Source organism: Anabaena sphaerica FACHB-251 (assembly GCF_014696825.1).
Lineage (GTDB): Bacteria > Cyanobacteriota > Cyanobacteriia > Cyanobacteriales > Nostocaceae > RDYJ01.
Genome location: NZ_JACJQU010000014.1, coordinates 99,073 through 124,566, shown reverse-complemented (window position 1 = coordinate 124,566; position 25,494 = coordinate 99,073). Strand labels below are relative to the sequence as shown.

Annotated in this window: 18 protein-coding genes; 7 read left to right on the top strand and 11 right to left on the bottom strand. The window is 37.5% G+C overall.

What is annotated here, in order from left to right; translation table 11 throughout:
- Nucleotides 1–461: 461 nt before the first annotated feature.
- Both H6G06_RS19970 and H6G06_RS19965 read right to left on the bottom strand, forming a co-directional pair.
- A complete protein-coding gene (locus H6G06_RS19970) occupies nt 462–1,235 on the bottom strand; it encodes an S-layer homology domain-containing protein (RefSeq protein WP_190563279.1) in 774 nt (257 codons plus the stop codon).
- The gene (locus tag H6G06_RS19965; RefSeq protein WP_190563277.1) at nt 1,210–1,368 is read right to left on the bottom strand and encodes a hypothetical protein; all 159 of its coding nucleotides are present in this window, start codon (nt 1,366–1,368) and stop codon (nt 1,210–1,212) included. Before H6G06_RS19965 ends, H6G06_RS19970 begins: the two co-directional genes overlap by 26 nt.
- A gap of 75 nt (nt 1,369–1,443) precedes the next feature.
- Here H6G06_RS19965 and tpiA point away from each other — a divergent pair, with 75 nt between their 5' ends.
- Both tpiA and folP read left to right on the top strand, forming a co-directional pair.
- Nucleotides 1,444–2,169 carry a triose-phosphate isomerase gene (gene tpiA, locus H6G06_RS19960; protein ID WP_190563306.1) on the top strand — a complete coding sequence of 242 codons (726 nt, stop codon included), beginning with the start codon at nt 1,444–1,446 and terminating at the stop codon, nt 2,167–2,169.
- 95 nt (nt 2,170–2,264) lie between these two features.
- Entirely contained in the window at nt 2,265–3,104 is an 840-nt protein-coding gene (folP, locus tag H6G06_RS19955; protein WP_190563275.1) for a dihydropteroate synthase, read from the top strand.
- Nucleotides 3,105–3,255: 151 nt separating this feature from the next.
- Here the strand turns inward: folP and H6G06_RS19950 are convergent, their stop codons facing one another.
- From H6G06_RS19950 to H6G06_RS19935, 4 genes are all read right to left on the bottom strand, one after another.
- Complete coding sequence (locus H6G06_RS19950; RefSeq protein WP_190563273.1) at nt 3,256–4,104, bottom strand: SPFH domain-containing protein; 849 nt, start codon at nt 4,102–4,104, stop codon at nt 3,256–3,258.
- Between the two features lie 221 nt (nt 4,105–4,325).
- On the bottom strand, nt 4,326–5,177 hold the full coding sequence (locus H6G06_RS19945; protein WP_190563271.1) for an SWIM zinc finger family protein: 852 nt from the start codon (nt 5,175–5,177) through the stop codon (nt 4,326–4,328).
- Between the two features lie 140 nt (nt 5,178–5,317).
- Complete coding sequence (locus H6G06_RS19940) at nt 5,318–6,244, bottom strand: DUF4351 domain-containing protein (RefSeq protein WP_190563269.1); 927 nt, start codon at nt 6,242–6,244, stop codon at nt 5,318–5,320.
- Between the two features lie 281 nt (nt 6,245–6,525).
- The gene (locus tag H6G06_RS19935) at nt 6,526–9,747 is read right to left on the bottom strand and encodes a DEAD/DEAH box helicase (RefSeq protein ID WP_190563267.1); all 3,222 of its coding nucleotides are present in this window, start codon (nt 9,745–9,747) and stop codon (nt 6,526–6,528) included.
- 259 nt (nt 9,748–10,006) lie between these two features.
- Between H6G06_RS19935 and H6G06_RS19930 the strand changes: the two genes are divergently transcribed.
- Nucleotides 10,007–12,163, top strand: a complete 2,157-nt coding sequence (locus tag H6G06_RS19930) for a polyribonucleotide nucleotidyltransferase (protein WP_190563265.1) — start codon at nt 10,007–10,009, stop codon at nt 12,161–12,163.
- 229 nt (nt 12,164–12,392) lie between these two features.
- Here the strand turns inward: H6G06_RS19930 and H6G06_RS19925 are convergent, their stop codons facing one another.
- On the bottom strand, nt 12,393–13,925 hold the full coding sequence (locus tag H6G06_RS19925) for a SagB/ThcOx family dehydrogenase (RefSeq protein ID WP_190563263.1): 1,533 nt from the start codon (nt 13,923–13,925) through the stop codon (nt 12,393–12,395).
- A gap of 164 nt (nt 13,926–14,089) precedes the next feature.
- Here H6G06_RS19925 and H6G06_RS19920 point away from each other — a divergent pair, with 164 nt between their 5' ends.
- The 4 genes from H6G06_RS19920 (at nt 14,090) to H6G06_RS19905 (ending at nt 18,096) form a co-directional block, all read left to right on the top strand.
- The gene (locus H6G06_RS19920; protein WP_190563304.1) at nt 14,090–14,929 is read left to right on the top strand and encodes an alpha/beta fold hydrolase; all 840 of its coding nucleotides are present in this window, start codon (nt 14,090–14,092) and stop codon (nt 14,927–14,929) included.
- Nucleotides 14,930–15,043: 114 nt separating this feature from the next.
- Nucleotides 15,044–16,750 carry a serine/threonine-protein kinase gene (locus H6G06_RS19915; protein WP_190563261.1) on the top strand — a complete coding sequence of 569 codons (1,707 nt, stop codon included), beginning with the start codon at nt 15,044–15,046 and terminating at the stop codon, nt 16,748–16,750.
- Between the two features lie 49 nt (nt 16,751–16,799).
- The gene (locus H6G06_RS19910) at nt 16,800–17,678 is read left to right on the top strand and encodes an Rpn family recombination-promoting nuclease/putative transposase (RefSeq protein WP_190563259.1); all 879 of its coding nucleotides are present in this window, start codon (nt 16,800–16,802) and stop codon (nt 17,676–17,678) included.
- Nucleotides 17,679–17,817: 139 nt separating this feature from the next.
- Nucleotides 17,818–18,096 carry a hypothetical protein gene (locus H6G06_RS19905; protein ID WP_190563257.1) on the top strand — a complete coding sequence of 93 codons (279 nt, stop codon included), beginning with the start codon at nt 17,818–17,820 and terminating at the stop codon, nt 18,094–18,096.
- 172 nt (nt 18,097–18,268) lie between these two features.
- Here the strand turns inward: H6G06_RS19905 and H6G06_RS19900 are convergent, their stop codons facing one another.
- From H6G06_RS19900 to H6G06_RS19885, 4 genes are all read right to left on the bottom strand, one after another.
- Nucleotides 18,269–19,057 carry an ABC transporter permease gene (locus tag H6G06_RS19900; RefSeq protein ID WP_190563255.1) on the bottom strand — a complete coding sequence of 263 codons (789 nt, stop codon included), beginning with the start codon at nt 19,055–19,057 and terminating at the stop codon, nt 18,269–18,271.
- A gap of 48 nt (nt 19,058–19,105) precedes the next feature.
- Nucleotides 19,106–20,086, bottom strand: a complete 981-nt coding sequence (locus H6G06_RS19895; protein WP_190563253.1) for an ABC transporter ATP-binding protein — start codon at nt 20,084–20,086, stop codon at nt 19,106–19,108.
- Between the two features lie 47 nt (nt 20,087–20,133).
- Nucleotides 20,134–23,655 carry a WD40 domain-containing protein gene (locus H6G06_RS19890; RefSeq protein ID WP_190563252.1) on the bottom strand — a complete coding sequence of 1,174 codons (3,522 nt, stop codon included), beginning with the start codon at nt 23,653–23,655 and terminating at the stop codon, nt 20,134–20,136.
- Between the two features lie 86 nt (nt 23,656–23,741).
- Nucleotides 23,742–25,412 carry an AAA-like domain-containing protein gene (locus H6G06_RS19885; protein ID WP_190563250.1) on the bottom strand — a complete coding sequence of 557 codons (1,671 nt, stop codon included), beginning with the start codon at nt 25,410–25,412 and terminating at the stop codon, nt 23,742–23,744.
- Nucleotides 25,413–25,494 lie beyond the last annotated feature (82 nt).

Sequence of the window (25,494 nt, the reverse complement as noted above, 5' to 3'; positions counted from 1 at the left end):
ATTTTCTTAGATTTTGGATTGTGAATTGTAACAAAGTTTTTGCCAGAGAATTAAATTTCAGTAATAGTTGAAAGGTAAATAAGTAACTTGGCACAATTAAATATAAAACCTCTCTCCAAACCTCTCCCCTACCAGGGGAGAGGCTTTGACTCCCCCTTCCCTAGTAGGGAAGGGGGCTGGGGGGTTAGGTTTATATTATATTTTTTAACGCCCACTTACTTACTTTTTGTATTGTAAATATTCAGCTTTTTAAAATTACGCCTAAACTTACTATTTGATTGATAATTAAGTAAGTCGGCGGGAAAAAACCGTAGACGCGTAGCGGCTTCTCGAAGAGTAGTATGTAACAAAAAGTAAATTCACCAAAACCCTCTTCCCCGTTCCCCGTTCCCTGTTCCCTTGTCATAACGACAATTTTTAACGCCCACTTACTTAGCCAATTTATCAAACATTATGACTCCTTACTTTGTATTGTCTCTAACTAATGCTAATCCTTGTGAAAAAGAATCAGCTTCATCAAATTGTGGGGGAATTACAAATTTTCCAGTTTTGTCGATATAGCCCCATTTATTATTTTTTTGTACTCGTGCCAATTCTTCTACAAAAGGATCAGCTGCATCAAATTGTGGAGGAAGTATAAATAATTCTATACCAGGAATGTAGTTGTAAGGGACACTAGGAATTTCCAGAACTCGACAAATAAAAGCTGCTATTTCGCCTCTAGTGGCGTTTGTATTAGGCCGTAAGCGTCGGATATCCGGGTAGTTAACAACTATACCCTTTTCAGTTGCGGCGGCGATCGCCCGCATCGCATAACTGGGAATTTGCCCAAAATCAGGATAATATTTTTTCAAAGTATTAAGCGGGTCTACTGTCACCCCATAATTTAACCCTGAAACCAAAGCCGTTAAAGCTTGAACACGCGGGATTGGTTGATTGGGTTTGAAAGAACGATTGGGATACCCAGACAGATAATTTGTTTGATATGCTGAGGCGATCGCCTCAGCCGCCCAGTGATTAGCTGGTACATCTATAAAAGTAATGCCAGGACGAGATGATGACTGTTTCGGTAAAGCTGTATAAATAATTGCCGCAAATTCAGCACGAGTCACAGGTGCATCAGGGCGAAAAGTACCGTCTGGATAACCTTTTAAGATATTTCGCCCAGCCGCAGCAAGAATAGATGCTTTTGCCCAATGGTTTTGAATATCAGAAAAAATAGACCCGTTGAACATAGATATCACGGCTTATAACTACTGGTAATAATTTTCCCAGTTTTTGACCATCACAGTTCCTAAATGCTGAAAAAGCAGCAGCTAAACCTGTGACACTGGTGAGGATGCGAGTAGCGGTAAAACTTCTGTTCAAAATGCTGATTGAGTCCAGAAAAGTTCTAGACTGAAAAATGGATCTAGTAGCGTTAGCATCTTGACAAAATCACCTGTGCGAAAAATCGTTATTGCCGGTAACTGGAAAATGTTCAAAACCCGGTCAGAGTCCGAAGAATTTTTACGCGGATTTCTGCCCCACCTGGAGGAAACCCCCTCAGAACGAGAGGTAGTATTGTGTCCTCCCTTCACTGACTTAAGCGTCATGTCCAAATATTTGCACGGTAGCCTTATCCAACTGGGCGCACAAAACGTCCATTGGGAAGAAAATGGAGCCTACACGGGTGAAATTGCTGCTTCCATGCTCACAGAAATTGGTGTGCGTTATGTCATCGTTGGTCATAGCGAAAGACGGCAATATTTTGGCGAAACAGACGCAACCGTTAACCTACGCCTCAAAGCAGCCCAAAAGCATGGACTAATCCCCATTCTCTGTGTTGGTGAAACCAAACAACAACGAGACGCAGGGGAAACCGAAAAACTGATTATCTCCCAGTTAGAAAAAGACTTAGTGGAAGTTGATCAAAATAATTTGGTCATCGCTTATGAACCAATTTGGGCGATTGGTACTGGTGATACCTGTGAAGCCACAGAAGCAAATCGTGTAATTGGTTTAATTCGCTCTCAATTGACTAATCCTAATGTATCGATTCAATATGGCGGTTCAGTTAAGCCGAATAATATTGATGAAATCATGGCTCAACCAGAAATTGACGGCGCTCTCGTTGGAGGTGCTAGTCTAGAAGCTGATAGTTTTGCCAGGATTGTTAATTTTCAGTAAAACGCCATTTACAACTTTTTAACAAATCAATTTAGTCCGTTTTAACGGACTTTGGCTATTAGCCTCGGAATTCATTCCGAGGCGGGATGTAACTTATGTCAAACCAATTAATTATTCGAGAACGCTGTTTCACCTGGGGACAGCGCACTTATTTGATGGGGATTTTAAATGTCACCCCTGACAGCTTTAGTGATGGTGGTAAATTTAACACAGCTTCAGCCGCCTTAGCTCAAGCGCAAGCAATGGTAGCTGCTGGTGCCGATATTATTGATATCGGTGGTCAATCCACTAGACCGGGAGCAGAGCAAATCACCCTCACAGAAGAACTTGACCGGGTGCTGTCGGTTTTGCAAGTAATCCGACCAGAAATTTACGTCCCTATTTCTGTAGATACAACTAGAGCCGATGTAGCTAAGGCTGCTGTAGAAGCTGGTGCTGATATCGTCAATGATATTTCTGGAGGTACTTATGACTCAGAAATGTTGTTAACTGTGGCTGGTTTGGATGTGCCAATTATGTTAATGCACATCCGGGGAACGCCCCAAACTATGCAACAACACACAGATTATCAAGATTTGATGGGTGATATTTATAGTTTTTTATCCCAGCAAATAGCTGCTGCAACTGCTGCGGGTATTAAACATGAGAAAATTATTATTGATCCTGGTATTGGCTTTGCTAAAAACTATGAGCAAAATTTAGAAATTTTTCGCCGGTTGCAAACATTAAAAGTGCTTAACTGTCCCATACTCGTGGGAGCATCCCGTAAAAGTTTTATAGGTAAAATTTTAAACCAGCCAGATCCAAAAGCCAGAGTTTGGGGAACAGCAGCGGCTTGTTGTGCTGCAATTTTTAATGGTGCTGATATCCTCCGCGTTCACGATGTTACCGAAATGCGTGATGTCTCCCTGGTTGCTGATGCTATTTATAGATAGGTGACAGGAAAGATGGGGACTCTTTACTGGGGACTGGGAAGAAATAAATTCAAAATAGAGCCTCAGGCACGCTGCGCGAACAAAATTCAGAACTCTTGCCTTTTATCTTTTGCCTTCTTTCACTGACAACTGACAACTGATCCATAAACTATTAATTAGCACCATTACCATTACCAGAAGTTTTCACATCTTCTTCTCTATTTACTGACTCAGCGATTAATTCTTGAAACATATCTGTAGAATTTGCTGGATCTACAAACACAATTTTGGCGTTGTTGCTCTCTCCCAGTTTTTGACTGGCTTGTACATAATCTTGAGCAATAAGATACCGCAAAAGATCCTTACTTTCAGGATGGGAACGTAAGACTTCAGAAATAATCTCCATCGAAGTCCTAGTTCCTTCAGCTTTTTTAATCGCCGCTTGTCGCTCCCCTTCAGCTTCGGAAATCAACGCTCGTTTTTTAATTTCCGCAGCGCGTTCTTCTTCCATTGACTTCCTGACACTTTCTGGCGGTGTAATTCTCTGAATGTCTAACCGGATGATCTCAACTCCCCAATCTCTTGTAATTGGATTTAACTGATCTAATATTCTCCTGTCCATATTGGCTCTAGACATATTAGTCTCTTCTAAGGAGTTCTGGGCAATAATTTCCCGTAGCGTAGTTGTAGTTAAATTAGAGAGTGCCTGTTGCAGATCGTCAATTGCATAAAAGCTTTTTTCAATCTCTGTGATGCGCCAGTAAACAACAGCATCAACTTCCAGGTAGATATTATCTTTAGTGATTACATTCTGAGGTTTGATGTCTAAAACCTGCTCTCGTCTTGTATCCTCCATAACAATTTGGTCAATGAAGGGAACTATAAAGTTTAGTCCAGGTTTAAGTTTCCGATGATACTTACCCAATCGTTCAACCAAGGCTTCATTACCTTGATTAATCAGTTTAGCCGATCCCAAGGCATAACCTATAAGTGCTAAAACTATAGCAATGATTGGCTCCATATATGCTCCTATTTAGGGTTTGGGAGAAAATTGAGTGTAAAACAGCATGATACCATGGCGAGTGTCAATGATTCTGTAAGCGCAACCTTGCCGCAGGCTGTTCTGGATTCGGAAGACTTACATACAATGACAGTGTATTGCAAGTAAATGAAGTACAAAATTTAGTTACAAAGCCTTACAGCAAGAGCATTTTACTACTGGCTGCTGATTGGTGCTATAATTCATCCCCCCACATTCATGGCTGCTAAAAAAGCCTTTTGACTCACATCTTTGTAAACAGTTTGTAAATAATTCATGGTGACATCACCCGCAGATGAAATGACTAAATTTTCCTCATCTTTAGCTAAGGGAATTGTCCCTAAAACTTCTAATACTGTCTCACTTACACTAGGTGAAATTACCACTAAAGACGATTCTAATGGTTCATGATATTGCCAAAAATTCTCTAATTTTAATGAATATTGATGCTCAGGTTCTGTTTGTTGAATTTCTGTAATTTCCCTGGTTAAAGGTTTTTCATCAGCCTTTTCTAAATTTTTAGTGTTGCGTAAATGGCGTAAATCGCTAATAATTTGTTCTCTGGTGCGTCCTCGTAATTGAAATAAAACAAATGGATCTTCACTAAAGCGATCGCCTAATTGATAATACACAGCACCAATATGTTTACAAGGTACTGCTTTATCAGGACATGAGCATTTACCGTGAACATCACCAAGAGTAAAAGGAAATAATGAAAGTCCGTTAGATGTAAATACTTCTTCGATATTTTGTGGCATTTCTCCTGCTAGTAACTTAGCCGCAAAAATCGACTTATGGGACATGGTTTCAATCACATAACCCCACTCTTGATCACTAAAAGCGTCAAGGGAAAGAGAAACTTTATAAGGTTCTGCTTCACTACCTTGTACTCTCGCTAAAACTTTTGCACCTTTAAAATCAATACTCAAAACATTTCCTTGTCTAGAATAATTTCTAGCCCTTTCCAGACGCTTTTTAAACCGATAGGAATCTAGTAAATCTAGCCACCGCTGTGACCACCATTCTCTACTTGCTTGCAGGGTATCGTTAGTCATAATTAATGCAAAAATTGGGATAAGGTATACAAGCAAAATACTGGCAATAAATAAAATGATTTTAGCCTATAAGAAAAGGCTTATGGGAGTTATTGCCGACTCTGCTTAAACTTTTTTATATGTCATTTAATCTTCCTATATCAAACATCCTCTAACCAATTTTGCAAATCTTCTACAGTATTTAAATCAAAAATCGCCTCTGCTAAAGCTTCAATAATTTCTATATTTAAACTTCTAATCTTGGTCTCTAATTCCATATCAATTTGTCTAAATTTTTTATTGATTTGACGGAGAATTAAATTTTTTTCTCTTTCAATTCCTGTTTCAATTCCTGTCTCAATCCCTTTTTCCATCCAACTGGTGACAATTTGCATAATTTCCTCCTTTTCCTCTGTTATTAATGCACCTATTTCTGTTTTAAATTTCTCTTCTTCTATTTTATTCAATCTCAAATATGTGTCAATAAAACCTGATATCAATTGCATTTTGGCTGGATTTAATTTTAAGGTAACTAATAACCTTAAACATTCTGCTTTGACTTTTGGCCTATCTTCTGGCGTGATGTTCATTTTTGACATCAAAGCCGATGCAACTGGATTTGAACGAATTAAAAAATCTCGCCAGTTCAGTTGATTCAGTTGCACTACTTGATAATTAAATTTTAGCACTTCAAAATCAGGAAAGTTGATTTGATAGTTATTCACGGCTACAGTTTTGGGTGAGTCGTAGGAAAATATAACTATCGGATATATTGGCAAGTCCAATTTTTCATCTAATCTCGCAAAATAACGAAACATTCTTTGATTAAATTTAGGTCTTGCACCTGATTCAGCTTCAATATGAATCACAAAATAAGAAGATTGACCTAAAAATTTAACTTTGGCTATTAGGTCAGTTTCATATTTGTCTCCTGCGGTGACATCAGTAAATATTTCTTTGTCCAAGAATGTAATTGATCCGTGGTCTATATATTCCAGAACTTGAGGAAAAAATAATTCTATAAATTCTATGAAAAAGGTTGATATTAATTCTTTAAATAAGCGGTCATGATCTATGTTTTCTGTCATATTGTTATCTAAGTTAGGATTTACGTTTATTAGTAAAAAATAATTTTGAGTTTATACATATCACAGTGGTTCATTAGAATATTTATCTTTCCCTAATAAATCAACCTCAATAGTATCTATCTAAAATGTAGCAAAACCTGTGATTTTTAAAGAAAATTGAAAAAAAGCTTTAATTACTGGTGCTATTTTCATAATAGGTTGGATTATTTGGATTGTTTTCTTTTAAAGACAATTTAAAGCTTTTGTCAGTCTTACAGTAATTGTCACTACTTTATTGTTCTTTATTCTTCATCCTCATCAATTATCGCATTACGGTCAAGTAATAGTAAATTACGCAGTTGGTCTGTATCTAATTCAGTTAACCATTCTTCACCAGCACCAACAACCTGTTCTGCTAATTGCTTTTTACTTTCAATCATCTCATGAATTTTCTCTTCCAAAGTTCCAGTACACACAAATTTATGTACTTGTACGTTCTTGGTTTGCCCAATTCTAAATACTCTATCTGTGGCTTGATTTTCTACAGCAGGGTTCCACCATCTATCAAAGTGAAAGACATGATTTGCCCTGGTTAAATTCAAACCTACACCACCAGCTTTTAAGGAAAGAATCATAATAGGTGGTCCCTGGGGATCATTTTGAAAACGGTCAATCATTTCTTCGCGTTGCTTTTTAGTGGTGCTACCATATAAAAAGAAAATTTCCCGACCTAGCTGCTTTTCTAAATAGGGTTTAAGCAATTTACCCCACTCAGCAAATTGGGTAAAAATTAAAGCGCGGTTTTCTTCTGCCAAAACTTCCTCTAACATTTCTTCTAGACGTTGTAATTTAGCAGAATGATGTTTTGCTAAACTTGATTCTTTCAAATATTGTGCAGGGTGATTACAAATTTGTTTGAGTTTAACCAATAAAGCTAAAATCATTCCTCTGCGCTGTAAACCTTCCGCTGATTCAATTTCCACTAAAGATTCATCTACCAACTGTTGATATAGTTGCCCTTGTTCAGAAGTTAAACCGCAAAATACAGTCATTTCTTGCTTTTCTGGCAAGTCTTGAATAATTGATTTATCAGTTTTCAACCGACGCAAAATAAAAGGTTGTACTAATGAACGTAATTGCATCAAAGAAGCAGTATCACCATACTTTTCAATGGGCATGGCAAACCGTCTTTGGAAAAACTGTTTATTACCTAAATAACCAGGATTGAGAAAATCTAAAATAGACCATAATTCCTGCAATCTATTTTCTACAGGAGTTCCTGTTAAAGCAATGCGAAATGTAGTTTCTAATTGTCGTACTGCTTGAGATTGTTTGGCATCTGCATTTTTGACATTTTGAGCTTCATCTAAAACAATTATCTGCCAATTAACGGTTTGTAATAATTTAATATCTCTTTGCACCAGTGAGTAACTAGTAATTACTAAATTGTGTTTGTTTGCGGTTTCGGTAAATGCCTTACCTTTGGGTCGTTTATCACCGTGATATTCTAAAACTTTCAAAGTAGGAGCAAATTTCTTGACTTCTCTTTCCCAATTACCTAAAACAGAAGTGGGACAAACTAAGAGAGTTGGGTTTTCTAGTGCATCTTGTTCTTGGAGATGGAGTAGGAAAGCGATGAATTGGATCGTTTTTCCCAGTCCCATATCGTCCGCTAAACAAGCACCCAAACCCCACCTTTCCAGAAAAGCCAACCAAGCCGCACCTCGTTCTTGATAAGGTCGTAATTGTCCACGAAAATTGCTAGGAGTTGGTAAAGGTTGAATTTCTTGATTATTAGTTAAAGCCCCAACTAATTCTTGCAATGCACCAGAAGCTTCAAAACTAACAACAGGTAATTTTTCAATTACTTGAGTATCTCCTGTACTAATTCTTAAAGCATCTTCTAATGATAAAGACATCTGTTCTTTACGAGATGCAAAAAAGTTTTGGGCAGTTTTAATATCTTGAGGACGCAGTTCTACCCACTCACCATTAATTTCTACCAAAGGACTTTTTAAAGCTACTAATTTATCAAACTCAGCTTTAGAAATTGTCTGTCCACCAATTGCTAATTGCCACTGAAAGTTTAACAGACTTTGTAAACCCAAACGTCCCTGTTTTTTCTTGGGTGGTTCGGCGCTAATTTTCAATCCTAAGCGGTTAGCCCATCCTTCACGGTTAGCTAAACTTGGTGGTAAAATTACTCCTAAACCGCTATCTTCTAACCTCCAAGCTACAGATTTGATAAATTCATAAGCTTGCATGGGTGTGAGTTGACAAAATTGCGGAGATTCGGCTTCTAAACTGGGTGCAATAACTGGATACAATCGAGAAGCTAAACCCAAACCCCGCAAAAATGTTTCCTGGGGTTGTTCAATTGTTCGATTTTGATAATCTAATTTTTCAACTGGATAATTCCAAATAGTTTTGGCATCTATTAAAAATTCTGAATCATCTGCTGCTTGCAGAAAATAAGCTAATATCCAATCTGTTTTTCCTTCTTCTGGGGGATGCAGTTGAAAACAAGTCCGAAATGAGGTTTTTCCTGTTAATTGATATTGTAATGGTAAAGTCCAAGCTTTTAGGGACGCTTCTAATCTTTCCAATCCCATTGCATCAGCATTAATTATTTTAGATGCCCCAGTTAAAGCCTGTAACCACTGTTGTACAGCAGGTGGTAAAGACATCATTAATCTATTCTCAAGGGGAGATTGAGAACCAACCATATCGCGGATTTGGGCATCTATAATACTGTTGAGAAATCCCCAAATTAACTCTTGTGGTTCTTCAGGTAAATCAACTACTAACTTATAAACATCTTCCCTATCTTGCTGATAAGTACGACAAACTAAGGGCATTTTGGCTGCAAATTTTTCTAATCGAGTAGCATCTACAGCACTATCTAAAAGTACCTGCCATTTAGCAACTATAGAACCATGTGATTCTTGGTGAATAGTGGGTAAAAACTTACAGCGGGAAATTAAATCTAAACTCCAACGCGCCATTTGTACCCAAAAACGTAAATCTCCCCCCAAAAAGGCATCTTTACTATCTGTTGAACTCAATGGTAAAGCTGTGAGAAATTTAACCGCCGCGCTAGGGTTTAGACAAAAACCTTCAATTCTCCAAGGTTGTAAATATTGTGGTGAATTGAGATCAATTCCTAAACTAGCAGAATGCACGGGATAAATTACCGTATCATTTTCTATAAAATTAGTTATTGACGCTATTATTTGTGAGTCGGTAGGTATAGTTTTTTCTGTTTTAGTGGCACTTTTACGAGGTTTTAATTTACTAACAGTAATCGGCGATGTTTGATTATTTCCCAGATATTGAGAAAGTGCTAAATTATTTGCTTCAAGCCATTCATTTAACTCCGTTGGTGACATTGCCAAGGGATTTAATGGTATTTCTGCTGAGGTAATAGATTCAATGTTAATCTGAAAAGTACGCCAAGTTTCTCCCCATACAAATAAACAATTATTGTGTTTTTTGTTCAACCAAATACCGTGTAGGATTGCCATATTTCTAGTACGCTAATTTTTGGACAGAGCTAATATTTATTTATGAAATAATTTAAATTTATTAATTTAGGAATTAAATCTGCTTCCTGACTCCTGACTCCTGTACGGGCGTATCCCTACGACTCCTGACTCCTGCCTCCTGCTGCGATGTTCAATTTAGTCTGTGAAACTAATATATCTAACAGAAGCCGTCTATAGTGCATAAATGTTAGGATTGCCACAGAGAGAGAATAGCGTGCATAGAAGGAAAAAAAACTGAATGGCAGAAGTTGATAAGTCAATATCCTTTGATGGACGGGATATTCGGCTGAAGGTTGGACTGTTAGCCCCCCAAGCTGGTGGGTCGGTGTTGATACAATCGGGGGATACAGCTGTTTTAGTCACAGCTACGCGATCGCAAGCCAGAGAAGGCATTGATTTTCTTCCCCTCACGGTAGATTATGAAGAAAGATTGTATGCAGCGGGGAGAATCCCTGGTGGGATCATGCGCCGAGAAGGTCGTCCACCAGAAAGAGCGATTCTTACCAGTCGTCTGATCGACCGTCCCCTCCGTCCTCTGTTCCCTTCATGGTTACGGGATGATTTGCAAGTCATTGCTTTCACCATGTCAATGGATGAGCAAGTACCACCCGATGTGTTAGCTGTCACTGGTGCTTCTATTGCCACCCTGATTGCCCAAATTCCCTTTAATGGACCAATGGCAGCAGTGCGGGTAGGCTTAGTGGGTGATGATTTCATTATTAACCCCACTTATGCAGAAATTGAAGCTGGAGACTTGGATCTCATTGTCGCCGGTTCACCAGATGGTGTCATCATGGTGGAAGCGGGAGCAAATCAGCTACCAGAGCGAGATATTATCGAGGCGATTGATTTTGGTTACGAAGCAGTGCGGGATTTAATCCAAGCGCAGTTAGATTTAGTGGAAGAACTAGGTCTAAAAATTGTCAAAGAAGCACCACCGGAAGTAGACCAAACACTAGAAAACTATATCCGCGATCGCGCAAATGCTGAAATTAAAAAAATCCTAGCGCAATTTGAGTTAACCAAAACTGAACGTGATGCGGCTTTAGATGTTGTCAAAGATGGCATCAAAGCTGAAATAGAAGCCCTACCCGAAGAAGACCCAATTCGAGTAGCTGCTACAGCAAATAGTAAGGCACTTGGTAATACCTTTAAGGATATCACCAAATACTTTATGCGCCGTCAAATCGTTGAAGATAACGTGCGCGTTGATGGTCGCAAACTAGATGAAGTCCGTCCAGTTTCCTGCCAAGTTGACGTTTTACCCAAGCGGGTACATGGTAGCGGTTTATTTAACCGGGGACTAACCCAGGTCTTAAGCTGTTGCACTCTCGGCACACCAGGAGATGCCCAAAACCTCAATGATGATCTGCAAGTAGATCAACACAAGCGTTACCTGCATCATTACAATTTCCCCCCCTTCTCAGTTGGGGAAACCAAACCGATGCGTGCGCCAGGAAGACGGGAAATTGGTCACGGGGCTTTAGCAGAAAGAGCGATCTTACCGATATTACCGCCAAAAGAACAATTCCCCTACGTGATCCGCGTAGTTTCAGAAGTTCTTTCTTCTAACGGTTCCACCTCGATGGGTTCAGTCTGCGGTTCTACCCTCGCCCTCATGGATGCTGGTGTACCCATTCTTAAACCCGTCAGCGGTGCAGCAATGGGCTTGATTAAGGAAGGAGACGAAGTGCGCGTTCTCACCGATATTCAAGGCATTGAAGACTTTTTGGGTGACATGGACTTCAAGGTTGCAGGTACTGATGCTGGTATCACAGCTTTGCAAATGGATATGAAAATATCCGGTTTGTCTATAGACGTAATTAAACAAGCTATCGAGCAAGCTAAAGCTGCCCGGTTGCACATTCTGGACAAAATGCTCCAGACTATCGACACCCCACGTCTTGAAACCTCACCTTTTGCCCCACGCCTGTTGACGATCAAGATTGATCCCGACATGATTGGTTTAGTCATCGGGCCCGGAGGTAAAACCATCAAGGGAATTACTGAAGAAACTGGTGCAAAAATTGACATCGAAGATGATGGCACTGTCACCATTTCTGCTGTTGATGAAAGCAGAGCGAAAAGAGCTAGAAACATTGTCCAAGGCATGACTCGCAAGCTGCATGAAGGTGATGTTTACGTTGGTCGTGTGACACGGATTATACCTATTGGTGCGTTTGTGGAATTTCTGCCCGGAAAAGAAGGCATGATTCACATTTCTCAATTAGCTGACTATCGTGTTGGTAAAGTTGAAGATGAAGTAGCAGTCGGTGATGAAGTGATTGTCAAAGTGCGCGAAATTGACAATAAAGGTAGAATTAACCTGACACGCTTGGGTATACACCCAGATCAAGCAGCTGCTGCGCGGGAAGCTGCGGCGGTGAATCGTTAATAACGATTAAGGATTTTAGATTTTGGATTAGAGATAAATCGCAAATCTAAAATCCGCGATGCCTTTACATTAGGCATCGCCGTATGATTTTTTTAATTATTATGAATAGAGTCCGTTAACTGGCGGTTACGTGAATTAAGCCTACTCAGAGACTTCTTAAAGAAGTAGGGGATCTCGTTATTCACAAATGATTAAGGATTGCTATAACTGACAACTGATAACTGAATATTTACCTTGGCCTGCCCAAAGTCGTGATATAAAGAACAGCTTCATCAGCAGGAATACCCAAAACATCATTAACTTGATCATCAAAGAAGCCACCGATACCACTAACACCTAAATTCAAGCGGATGGCTGCCAAATTGAGCTTTTGTCCTAAATGTCCAGCATCTAGATGTAAATAACGGTAAACGCGATCGCCATATTGAGCAATAGCCGTTTTCAAATCAGCAGTATGAAATATTACTGCTCCTGCATCCCGTCCTAGTTCCTGCCCCAAACAAAGAAAATGTAACTCACGACGAAAATTCTTAAAGCGAATTTGTCTTAATTCTTGGGCTTTAGGTGCATAATAGTAACAACCTGAATCGAGTCCTTTCACACCAGACACAGCAATAAATGTTTCAATTAAATTCAAGTCAAAGTAATCGGGAGTAGTATCTAAATTTTGATCAAGATAATTTTGTGTTTGGTAGGTGAAATCGAGCAAAGATTTAAGTTCATCAAAAGTTAAGTTATCGCCACTATAAGCGCGAGTAGAACGACGTTTATAGATAGTATTTTCTAACTCCAAAAGATTTTTACCCCAGTCAATTGGGGCAGTGACAGTAGAAATTTTGTCACAAAACGGGAAATTATATTTATCCTCTAAGGTTTTTTCTGGTTTGGTTGTTGTTAAATTATTTTGTGCAGTAGTGCTAGATTGAATTTGGGTATGAAAATGAAAATATTTTAACAGTTCGCCATCGGGAATGGAGGGATAATTAGTGTCAGTAGACGAAGGTAAAGCAGTTTTTCCCAAGGGCAAATTTTGCTTAACATCTAATAAATCTGCTAAAGCTAGAACAACAGTTGCACCTTCTTGTTCTGGATCAATATAAAGTAGATCATTGACGGCTTCATCAACAAAACCACCGATTAAATGAGGGCGATAATCAGTAATTGCACCAGCTAACTCTATGTTACCTAGAAGATGTCCTGTATCTAGAAAAATCCGCCGATAAGCCCGATCTTCATAACGCCATGCTGAACGATAAAAAACAGCAGTAGTAATAATAGCCAGTTGGGTATTTTCTAAACTAGGATGCCATAAACAAGCTGTTTGTAAAGTCGTCCAAACATCATTTTCCCAAAACTGCATCAGAGAATGAGTTCGACACTGATAATTGTAGAGTCCAGCAGGTAACAAAGGCGTGCCACGAGAAACTAGATATACTTCAGCCGGGTATAACCCCCCTGCACTGGGAGAAGAGCGCAAATATACCGCACTGCCCATAGAAGGCATTTTCGCAGTTAGTCCATAACTGTGAAATAGCAGTTGAGAAAGTCTTTGCCACCATTTAGCATCTGGGTTATGAGCAAACACCTCTGGTTTTTCTTGCAGATAGGGTTTAAGGTCAAAATCAGAGCCAATTTTGTACTCTTTAAACGGTACAGGCTGTTTAGCCCAGTCTAACCTTTGACTTTTAGATGCCAGCGTCTCTGGGTCATATTTAGTACGCTCATGGTAATGTTGGGCAATAGATTGGTGTATTTCTGGCATAGTAATTTTAATATCCTCAGAAAGTTCTATTTTTTGATCTTGACATTCATCTACCTTATTATTTCGTGCTGATGGGTACAATCTTTGGAAGAGATGGGGAGCAGGGGAGCAGGGGAGCAGGGGAGATAATTTTCAATTACCAATTACAGATTATGAATTATCAAATGATACCTGTACGTAAAACTTTATCAACAGCGGATGTAGAAATTTCTTACCTGGAATGGAACCAAGCTGAAGAACCATTACTACTGTTACATGGTATGGCTGATAATGCCTTAGTTTGGTCTAGCTTGGGAGACTATTTAGCGGCTGATTATCATATAGTAGCTCCGGATATGCGTGGTCATGGTGAGAGTAGTAAACCGGAGCAAGATTATAGTTTTGAGAGTGCGATCGCAGACCTAGAAGCATTAATGGATAAACTAGGATGGACTGCTGCTCATGTTGTTAGTCACTCTTGGACAGGGAAATTAGCCGCTATTTGGGCAAGACGAAACCCAGCACGCTTAAACAGTATCACTTTGGTAGATCCTATTTTCATCTGGAAAATGCCCCGTTTCCTGAAATTAACCTTTCCTCTGTTGTATAGCGTCTTACCCTTCCTGAAAACTATGGGACCATTTGCCAGTTACGAAGAAGCAGAACAAAAAATCAAACAACTCAGTCAATTTCAAAACTGGAATTCTGTACAACAGCAAGTTTTTCAAGCAGGAATTGAACAAAAACCCGATGGAACTTGGGGTAGCAAATTTACTATTGCTGCCCGTGATGGTATTTTTGATGCAGTATTAGAAGTCCCAGGTTTTATTACTCCAGTTGATATACCTGCCCTCTTTATTCAACCCGACAAAGGAGTAAACCGCCAAAATTGGCAAATTCAACCCTACAAAACCAACCTCATAAACCTCACATTTAAGAAAGTTCCTGGAAATCATTGGCCATTTTTAACCCAACCAGAAGAATTTAATCAAACAGTAGCTAAATTTTTAGCAGAACAAAAATGAGTTTGGTCATTAGTCATTGGTCATTAGTCATTAGTTAATAATTATCTTATTACTTATTATCTGTTCCCTGTTCCCTGTTCCCTGTTCCCTATTCCCTATTCCCTATTCCCTGTTATGAGTCTTTGTATTAATCCAGTTTGTCCTCAACCCAACCACCCAGACAACGACGAAAACCGCTTTTGTCAAAGTTGTGGTTCTCAATTGGAATTATTAGGACGTTATCGGGTACTGCGTTTATTGAGTGATAAAACAGGATTCAGTAAAGTGTATGAAGCCTACCAACAAGACACACCAAAAATTCTGAAAATTCTCAAAGAAGAATTAGCAAATGATAACAAAGCAGTATCTTTATTTCAGCAAGAAGTAAACGTTTTAGAACAATTACATCATCCGGGAATTCCCCAAGGAGAAGGGTATTTTTCCTATCAAACTAGAGCAGGTTTAACTTTGCATTGTATGGTGATGGAAAAAATTGAGGGACCAAACCTAGAACAATGGCTAAAGCAACAACAAAACCGCCCCATTTCTGAAGGACAAGCTATAGCTTGGTTAAAACAATTAACGGAAATTTTATTATTAGTACATAACCACCAATATCTACATCGAGATATTAAACCATCTAACATTATGATTCGCCCAGATGGACAATTAGTATTAATTGATTTTGGCACAGCCAGAGAAATTACTAAAACTTATATAGCGAATAATGGCAGCATGACATCTATTTCTTCATCTGGTTATAGTCCCAGAGAACAAATGAATGGTCAAGCCTTACCCCAATCAGATTTTTTTGCTTTAGGACGCACCTTTGTATTTTTATTAACTGGATGTCAACCTGCTCAATTATATGATGCTCATCTGGATGTCTTAAAATGGCGACATTTAGCAAATCATGTTTCATCATCGCTATTAAATTTTATTGATTGGTTGATGGCGAATGAAGTTAATCTACGTCCTAAAAATGCCAGAGAAATATTAGACAAATTGACGGATTTAGAAAATCCGTTAACAGGAAGTAACGCAGCAACAGTAAATGTTGTCGGTGGTTTTTCTACAGAAATTCTTAACCAAACAACCACCAACAAAACAGTTAAACCACCACAAAAACAATCAGAAAAATTACCATTATTAGCCCTGTTCACTGCGTTAATTGTTTCCTTATTACTGCTGTGGACAGTAGCACTAGCCAGCCGAAATACTAAATTTACAGTTCTTCCTGCTGATTATGGACAACCACCAGTTAAAAAAGGCAACGTTGATTATTTTCCTTATGAAGAAGGTAAAGATAGTCAAGGTAGAGTTGCGGAATTTAATATAGCAGTTCTATCTGTAGAATATAAATGGCAGTTAGGCAGTACATACCAAATAAAATATAATGATGAAACGATTACCCTTGATTCCTTAAAATCTAAGCTAGAGGAAGAGGGAATACAGAGAATAATGGAAAATCCTAGCGAAATTATTTCTGTAGGAACAGCATCTTGTGAGGGTGATATAACAGCAGAACAAAGTAGGGCTTTAGAACGTTCTAAACAAATTCAACTTTTAGCCAAGAAGTTATTTAGTAATACATCTAGCGTTAAAAGTTATCGCTTATTAAATCTTGGTCAATTTCAGAGAAAAGATTGTCAAGCAAGTCAAGATTCAACCGCTTATCAACGCAGTATAATTATCATTGGAGTCAAGAAACAAGCCGAAGGAGTAATATTAGATGAAGCTTTAAAAGATAGATTAGAGAAAAAACCATTTGCTGATTTTAAATTAGAAGATTATTCATTAGGTTCGACAGATAAATTTAAAACCATACCCAGTAATTTGTAATATTCCTCATCCGCTGGTTTCTCTGCTTGAAATAAATCTTATTCCCATTATGGTCAAAAAAGCAGATATTAGCACCAAAAAACTAATCAGCCTCGCCCCGGAAAATTGGGTAAAATGGGTGACACAAATTCCCGATATTATCACCGGAGAAATCCTCAATTCAGAATTTCAATGGTTAAGCAGGGAAAGTGATGTATTAGTTAAAGCTACTAGTCCGCAGTACGGCGAATTTCTCTTACTCAACGAGTTACAATTACGATATAAGCCAGAAATGCCTAAACGAATGCGGGCTTATGCAGCACTAGCAGAAGAAAAATATGATCTTCCTACCTACCCGGTATTAATTAACATTCTCAAAGAAAGCGAAGCAGAAATTCCTACCTGCTACGAATCAGAATTTGCGGGTTTACAAGCGTGTCAAGACTACAGGGTGATCAATCTTTGGGAAGTTGATGTTGAAATAGCGTTGAGTCTACCCATTCCTTCACTGCTTCCCTTTGTACCAATTCTCAAAAATGGTGGTGAAGAATCAAAAGTCAGACAAGCTTTACAAATGCTTCGTGCAGATGAACAATTAAGCCAATTAGAAACTGTCATGGCTTTTTTTGCTACCTTCGTATTAGATAGCGTTTTAGTTCAGCAAATCATGAGGTGGGATATGGTGGTATTACGCGAGTCTCCCTGGTATCAACAGATTTTAAAAGAAGGTGAACAAAGAGGTGAACAAAGAGGCGAACAAAGAGGTGAAAAACGGGGTATAGTGTCAGCTATTGAACTAAGTTTAGAAATAAAATTTGGTAATGAAGGTTTACAACTAATGCCGGAAATATCACAACTTGCTGATTTAGAAGAGTTAAAAAATATTCAAAGGGGCATTCTGACTGTAAATACTGTCGATGAATTGCGAGAATTTATGCAGAGAAATTAAACTTCTGCAATTTCAGGTAGGGTGGGCAATGCCCACCCTATGAAATAATCATGGTTATAGGATTTTATTTTCGCAATACGATCATGGTGCAAAATATCAGGAAGTTAGATTTAAATAAATAATTAGGTGGAGGATAACAGTGTTAGAAAAATCTTTCTTCTATCAGGAAATTCTGCACAAAGGTAGAGAAGAAGGACGGCTAAAAGAAAGGCTGTCAGGGATTGAGTTAGCTTTAGATGTTAAATTCGGTGCTGAAGGTTTAGCATTAATGCCAGAAATATTACAGTTTTCTGATTTAGACATTTTAAGAACTATTCAGAAAGGCATTCTGATTGTAAATACTCTAGATGAATTACAAGAAATAATTCAAAGTATTCAGACACCACCAAACGAAATCACCGAACATGAACACTCTTAATTATAGTGATCCGATTTGATTTATGAATTTTTCGTAGAGGCAGGGAACAGGGAACAGGGAACAGGGAACAGGTAAGAAGAGTTTCCGTGTGTACTGAGTCTTGTATGGCTACGCCACGCAAGCTATCAAAAATCAAATAGTAGTCCTATATAAATTATCAATTATGAATTATTCAAGCTCCCATTCCTGAATACTGCTTTAATCCTGCACGCCATAACAAGCGATTTGCACCTAAAAATATGAGTAACCAACCCAAAATTGACAAAAACCCCCTGGTTAAATCTACTGGTAAACCTACCAAAATACTGGCAGGAAAATTAATCAAATAGGGGAATGGTGTAAACATGACCACGTTTCGCACAGCTTCTGGAAAAACTTCTAAAGGTGCAATCATACCTGATAAAAACATAAAAAACAAATACCAAAAATTTTCTAAAGCTGTTGCTCTTTCTGTCCAAAAAGCAAACATCGCAAAGGTATACTGAATTAAAAACCTCAACGCAAAAGCCAGCAACGCCGCTAAGATAAATAAAAATAAATTAGATACACTCGGCAACCAAAAAGCTTGGGGATATAATAAAAAAAATAATCCTATGAATAGAAATACAAAAGGCAACCGGGCGAATCTTTCAGAAACATGGTTGGCAATATGATGAAATACTGGATCTATAGGTTGTAATAACCGGGGTGATAGTTTACCTTCTACTACCTCTTTTTCAAACTCATAAATCACCCACACAACAGTAATTTGTCTAACCAGAAAAACAGCAAAAAAGTACCGGATAAAATCTACAGATGTCAAACCAAACTTTCCTCCTTCTGCGGCTTTTATCCAGACACCCATGAGAATTATGGGTAAGGAACCAGATAAAATCCATAATATGAGTTCTGAGCGATATTCCAGCATATAGGCATAATATACGGTTAGGAAAATCAGTATTTTTTTGAGAATTTTTTTCATTTTTAATGGGTAAATTCTGGTTAGGAAAACATAAAAATTCAGCACTGATTATACAACACCAGATTGAAAAACTCTGCCTATTACTTCTTCTATGGGTGGTTCAGTGACTGTTAAATCGACCACATCTAAATCAGCTAAAATCTGTGATACTGTGCGAGTTAGTGCTTCTCTCTGGACTATAAATCTGACTGTTCGTCCTTCTAAAAGTTGAATATCACCATAAGACATTAGTTTTTCTGCTGGTAATGCTTGAGCTAATTCCACATATATTTCTCGGTAAGGTGCGAAGTTTTCTAATAGTCCATCTAATCTACCATCATACATTAATTTTCCTTGATGAATTAATAGCACGCGTTGACATAAAGCTGTGATATCTGCCATGTAATGGCTTGTTAATAATACTGTTGCTTGATAGAGTTGATTGTATTCTCGTAAAAAATCCCTTACTCCTACTTGAGCATTTACATCTAGTCCTAAAGTTGGTTCATCTAAAAATAATACTTGGGGACGGTGTAAAAGTGCCGCTAATAGTTCGGCTTTCATCCGTTCACCCAATGAAAGTTTTCTAACTGGTTGGTTAAGCTTACCTTCTAGAGATAGCATTTCTGTTAATTCACCAACTCGTCGATGAAATTCTTGATCAGAAATATTGTAAACTGCGGCATTAATTTTTAAGGAATCTATTGCTGGTAAGTCCCAAATTAATTGCTGTTTTTGTCCCATGACTAGGGTGATTTTTTGCAAAAATGCTTCTTGACGACTAAAGGGAATCTGTCCAGCAACTTTGACTTTTCCACTAGAGGGATGAATTAACCCGGTAAGCATTTTTAAAGTAGTAGTTTTCCCTGCGCCGTTAGGTCCCAAAAAACCGACTACTTCCCCTGGTTCGATGGTAAAAGTAACATCCTGAACAGCATTAATATTGCGATATGTACGGCGAAAAAAGTGGGTGATAGTTCCACGAATACCAGGCTCTTTAATCGCTACTGGATAGGATTTACTGAGGTTTTCTGCTATGATTATTGACATAAAAAATATTTCCTTCTACTGTCTGTTTTTGAGTTTCTACCTCCTACTTAAGGATCACACAGATGGCGATCAGAAAGCTTCTCTCTGGGGGAATCATTTTTTGCTAATTCTTGATTATTCTGTAAATAATCCCTGATCCAATTACAAGCATAATTTAATTCATTGAGAGCAAGAATTTTGGGTAAGTCCCAGATAATTGCAGTGCGATCGCCACTAACAGAAACTATATTTTTACCATCAGAAGTAAAGGTTAAGGAAGACACGACCGCACGATGACCAAATAGGGTAATTATTGGTGTACCATCAAGATTCCAGAGATTGATTGTGTTATCGTCACTAGCAGCAGCTATCATTCGTCCATCTGGACTAAATTTGAGCCTGTTCAATCTGGTTTTTGACTGGACTAATGTTTTTAATAACTGACCATTGCGTTGCCATAATTTGATAGTACCATCCTCACTTAACGATGCAATTAGGTTGCCATCGGGACTAAAGACAACATCAAAGACTTGGCTATTATGTCCTTTTAAGGTGTTTAATAGTTTACCCTCTCTATTCCATAGACCTACTGTTTTATCATAGCTGGCAGTTGCTAATATCTGACCATCAGGACTAAAGTCCACACGAGCAATAGGTTCTCTATGTGCATTGATAGTTGTTTGTAACCGAAAGCTAAACGGTTTTTTATTATCTCTTTGCCAAAGTCGTAGGGTTTGATCAAAACCAACTGAAGCGAGAAATTGACCATCAGAACTTAAGGCAATATTTTCGATTGGTGCAGTGTGTCCTGGTAGAGTCTCTATCAGAGTGCCATCTATGTTCCAGATTTTGATAGTTTTATCATAACTGGCAGTTACTAAATACTTGCCATCAGGACTAAAGAGAACGGAGGTAACTCCATTTTCGTGTCCTTTAAGACTTCTAAGTAATGTACCATTAGGTTGCCAAAGATTAATGACATAATCCCAACCTGTGGTAGCAATGATTTTACCATTAGGAGTAATGGCAGCTTCTGTTAAGTTGAGTTGATGTCCTCTTAAAACTGTGAGTAAGGGATTTTCTAACTGCCAAAGTTTAACGCTACTATCTAAACTACCTGTGGCTAAAATTTTACCATCAGGACTCCACGCGATCGCCCAAATTGCTTGTTGATGTCTTTCTAAAGTTCCTAAATCTTTACCATCCAGACTCCACATTTTTACTACTTTATCCCAACTGGCAGCAGCAATGGTTTTACCATCAGGATTAAAGGTAATAGCAATTACTGAATATTGTCCTTCAAAAGAGTTTATTTTTCTACCATCAAGACTCCAAATCTCAATCTTTTTATTATTACCACCTGTAGCTAAAAATTTACCATCAGGAGAAATTGCTAAACCTCTGACAGCATCTTTACCACGATTAAAGGTAACTAATTTTTTCCCGTTTCTACTCCAAAGTATTGCTGTGCCGTCAAAACTACCTGTTACTAATTTTTTCCCATCAGGAGTAAATATTACCTTATAAATATTTAATTTATGAGCTTTAATAATAGTCAGTTTTTCCTCTGCTAAATTCCACAATCCTAAGTTACCATCATTCATGCCAATTGCCAGCAGTTTACCATCAGGACTAAAAGCTATGCTTTGAACTTGTGCATTAACAGAAATAGTTTTCAACTCTTGTCCATGCAATGACCAAAGTTTGACAGTTTTATCAATACTACCGGAAGCAATAATCTTACCATTAGGACTAAAAGCAACTGTCAAAACAGTGGAATTATGACCTTTAAATGTGCGTATTAGTTTGCCATTTTTCTGCCATAAAGAAACTCCATCTCGATTAGTAAGTGCTATAATTTCGCTATCAGGACTCCAAGATACATCCCAAATCAAACTGAGATTATGCCCTGAAAAACGATTCCATTCTTGCGCTCCATAACTCGCTTGACGCAAAATATTATTTGTTAGTTGTTCCAGGTCAGGATGATTAATTTTTAACTCCTTAAATTCTCTTTTGGCTTTAATTGCATCTTGTAAAGCTTCTAATCCTTGATGAGACTTAAATCGAGCTTCTGATGAAGATGTTAGTGCTTCAATTTCACTGATTTTTGCTAATCTTTCGCTCTGACGAGACTGACGATATAACCAGAAAGTTATCCCTCCTAAACCAACAGCAGTTAAAAAAGCTATACTAATTACACCCAAGAGGAATTTTTGTAAGCGAGCATTTTTTTGTTGTTCAAGCAGTTGAATTTCAATACTTTTAGCTCTTTCTGCTACTAAAATAAGTTGTTGTTCTCGGTGTTGCAATTCTGCACTTTTAGCTAAAAATTGATGATCTAAATTGGTTAAACTTTTATCCCAAGCCCAAGCTTGAGCATCTACTAGTGCTTGTCCTCTCAATAAGCGAGATTCATCAGTTTGTTGGGAAGTTAACCACGCATCAAAAGTCTGAGAGTAGGGACGTAAATTAGCTAATTGTTTTTCTACCCAATTTAAATTAAATACTTCTGCATAAAGGCGATTTTTAACAGTTAATAATCCTTCTTTTTTGACTACCAAACCAGAAAGGAGCAATTCTATTTGCTCTCTACTCTCATCAGTGGTTACTTGGAAATCTTGCAAAATTTGCTGGTAAATTCCCAGTAATCCTCCTGCACGTTGTTGATTGTAAAGTATTCTGTCTCTTATAGTTCTTAAATGTTCAGGTTCATCTTGAGATTCCCAATCGTTAATAATATATTTATTAATAATATTATCTATCCAAAAGTCTTCACTACCTCCAAGAAAATCAAGGAATTTAGCCTCTGCTTTAAATTCTAGCCCAGTAATTAAATTACATATTTTTTGAGTGAGAAAAGGCTGTCCTCCTGTCCAAGCTAACACTTGTTTTATTATTGCTTTTGGATTCGGAAAAAATGCTTCAATTCCTCTAATTAAAGACTCTATTTCTTCTATATTAAATCCTTTTAATTCAATAGCTTTACCAATATTAAAAGGTGTTCTTTGCGGATCTTGAATTAAATCAGATGGTGTGGCTACTCCAAAAATCGCAAATGTCAGTCGATTGTATTCTGGTTCAATTGCTCTTTGATTGTAACAATATCTAATTAGTGCGAAGAAATCGTCTACACTAAAATCTAAACTGAGAATACTATCAATTTCATCAATAAAAATAATTAGTTTTTCTTCGGGAAAATGAATCAGTAAATCAGCAATAAACCTGCTTAAATTTTGCAATAAAGAAATATCATCTCCTGCTTGCCACCATAATTTTAAATTTAATTTACCTAATAGTTTAAATCCTCTCCATAAATCGGCAACTATACCTTTATACCATTGACTTGGGGTAATATTCTCACTGCCAATATTAGTCATATCAACAGTTGTACATTTAAATCCTTCCTGTTCTAAACGATGTTTTGTTCTCACCAATAGAGATGATTTACCCATCTGACGACAGTTGAGAACATAGCAAAATTCCCCTTGTCTTAAAGCTTGATACAATTCTATATCTGCTGCTCTTTCCACATAACTAGGGGCGTTATTTGTCAGGCTACCACCAACTTGATAGATGTAATTATTCATATAGTAATTCTATTTTATTTGTGATAGATTGAGTGGTTTAGCTATACTTAATAACCAAGGGAATAGCTCACATAGAAATATCATTGCTAACTCAATTGACAATAACCAAATTGGGAACTCAAAATAGTGCAATCGCGCCCCATTTGCTTGGCTTGATATAGTGCTTGATCGGCTGCTTCAAATAATTCTTGAAAACCAAGAGATGTTTGAGGAATAATACAAGCAATTCCTAAGCTAATGGTTACTCTAATTATATTTTTTTCTTGACTATATTTTGTGAAACTAGGAATTTTAATTTCCCATGATCTGACTTTTTCTCTAATTTCTTCCGCAATCATCATCGCTCCTTTAGCGTCAGTCTGTGGTAAAATTAAAGCAAATTCTTCACCACCATAACGAGCGACTAAATCACCTGGACGTTTAATTACTGAATCAATTATTTGAGCAACTTGACGTAAACAATCATCACCAGCTTGATGTCCATATGTATCATTAAAAAGTTTAAATTTATCTACATCTGCTAATATCAAAGATATGGGTTCTTGGATACGTTCCATCCTTCGCCATTCTATGAGGAAACGATTATCAAAATACCTCCGGTTAGCAATTTGAGTTAGTGTATCAATATTTACTAACATTTTTAATCTTTGATTTTCTTCTTCTAGTTGTTGTAAACGAATAACATTCTTGTTTTCTATAATTAAGTTTTCTTTTTGGAAAAATAAACGATACATTTCACAAGCAGGTTGAAAATTATCACCTTCTAATTTTTTAATAAGTCCCAAACTGTCTAATTTATAAATTAAATTAGCAGATATATGGGGACACTCTTGAGAATTTATAATTTGATAATATGCCTTAGATAATTCTGGATCGCTTTGTAATATCGTCAACAAACATAGTAAATGATTGGTATAAATGCCGTTGTAACTGATAGCAGTTGCCAGTAGTTCTGGAAAAGAAATTTTTTCTTGCCGGAGATGATATAAACCTAGATGAATTAAATAAGGATGTCCACCAACAAGCTGCATTAATTGTTGTACAGCACCACTATCAAACCAATTCAGTTCGTGCTGTCTAGCGAATTCTGTTACTTGATCCGCATTAAATTCGGAAATTTTTATGGACAACCCCACATTAAATGGAGATTGATTTACATTTAAAGGAATATAAACTTCTGTAGAGTGAATTACTACCAGACGCAATTTTTGCCAAATTTGAGTTTGTTTAGCTTGTTCATGCCAACTTCTTAACAAAGACAGAAAATCCTGAGCAATTTGCGGATGTTCAAAAATATAATTTACTTCATTTAACACTAAAACTAATGGACTCTGAATTTGTTCTAATAAATACCCCTCAAAATAAATTGAAGCACTAATCTTACTCCCGATCTCCTCATCCCAATAATCGTTTAGATTTGGTGCAAGGGACAACTGACGAGCAACATTAATACAAAACCAACGTAAAAATTTGTGAAGACTCACAAAAATTTGGCTATCTGCCTGTTTAAAATCTATAGTAACTATTGAGTATCCCTGATTTATAGCTTGGTGAATCAGCCGTAACATCAAGGAACTTTTGCCCATATTGCAAGATGCTTTAATGCGAAGTAACCCCCCTGGTTTGAGTAATTCTGCATAAGCATCGCTTTCCATTGGAGGACGTTCAATATAAAATCGGGAATTGGATGGTAGTGGATCACCAGGTAAAGGGATATTTTCCTCATCAATCTGGAATATACCTTGTTGATTTAACATGAATATTTATTTTTGGATATCAGAGCTAAATACCTAAATAATGCGCTATCTAATGATACAACTCGTAAAAGGTAATTAGGAA

Excerpts from the sequence above, each read along its gene's own strand:
- H6G06_RS19970 (WP_190563279.1), bottom strand. The coding sequence starts at position 1,235 with ATGTTCAACGGGTCTATTTTTTCTGATATTCAAAACCATTGGGCAAAA.
- folP (WP_190563275.1), top strand. The coding sequence starts at position 2,265 with ATGTCAAACCAATTAATTATTCGAGAACGCTGTTTCACCTGGGGACAG.
- H6G06_RS19950 (WP_190563273.1), bottom strand. The coding sequence starts at position 4,104 with ATGGAGCCAATCATTGCTATAGTTTTAGCACTTATAGGTTATGCCTTG.
- H6G06_RS19945 (WP_190563271.1), bottom strand. The coding sequence starts at position 5,177 with ATGACTAACGATACCCTGCAAGCAAGTAGAGAATGGTGGTCACAGCGG.
- H6G06_RS19940 (WP_190563269.1), bottom strand. The coding sequence starts at position 6,244 with ATGACAGAAAACATAGATCATGACCGCTTATTTAAAGAATTAATATCA.
- H6G06_RS19935 (WP_190563267.1), bottom strand. The coding sequence starts at position 9,747 with ATGGCAATCCTACACGGTATTTGGTTGAACAAAAAACACAATAATTGT.
- H6G06_RS19930 (WP_190563265.1), top strand. The coding sequence starts at position 10,007 with ATGGCAGAAGTTGATAAGTCAATATCCTTTGATGGACGGGATATTCGG.
- H6G06_RS19925 (WP_190563263.1), bottom strand. The coding sequence starts at position 13,925 with ATGCCAGAAATACACCAATCTATTGCCCAACATTACCATGAGCGTACT.
- H6G06_RS19920 (WP_190563304.1), top strand. The coding sequence starts at position 14,090 with ATGATACCTGTACGTAAAACTTTATCAACAGCGGATGTAGAAATTTCT.
- H6G06_RS19915 (WP_190563261.1), top strand. The coding sequence starts at position 15,044 with ATGAGTCTTTGTATTAATCCAGTTTGTCCTCAACCCAACCACCCAGAC.
- H6G06_RS19910 (WP_190563259.1), top strand. The coding sequence starts at position 16,800 with ATGGTCAAAAAAGCAGATATTAGCACCAAAAAACTAATCAGCCTCGCC.
- H6G06_RS19900 (WP_190563255.1), bottom strand. The coding sequence starts at position 19,057 with ATGAAAAAAATTCTCAAAAAAATACTGATTTTCCTAACCGTATATTAT.
- H6G06_RS19895 (WP_190563253.1), bottom strand. The coding sequence starts at position 20,086 with ATGTCAATAATCATAGCAGAAAACCTCAGTAAATCCTATCCAGTAGCG.
- H6G06_RS19890 (WP_190563252.1), bottom strand. The coding sequence starts at position 23,655 with ATGAATAATTACATCTATCAAGTTGGTGGTAGCCTGACAAATAACGCC.
- H6G06_RS19885 (WP_190563250.1), bottom strand. The coding sequence starts at position 25,412 with ATGTTAAATCAACAAGGTATATTCCAGATTGATGAGGAAAATATCCCT.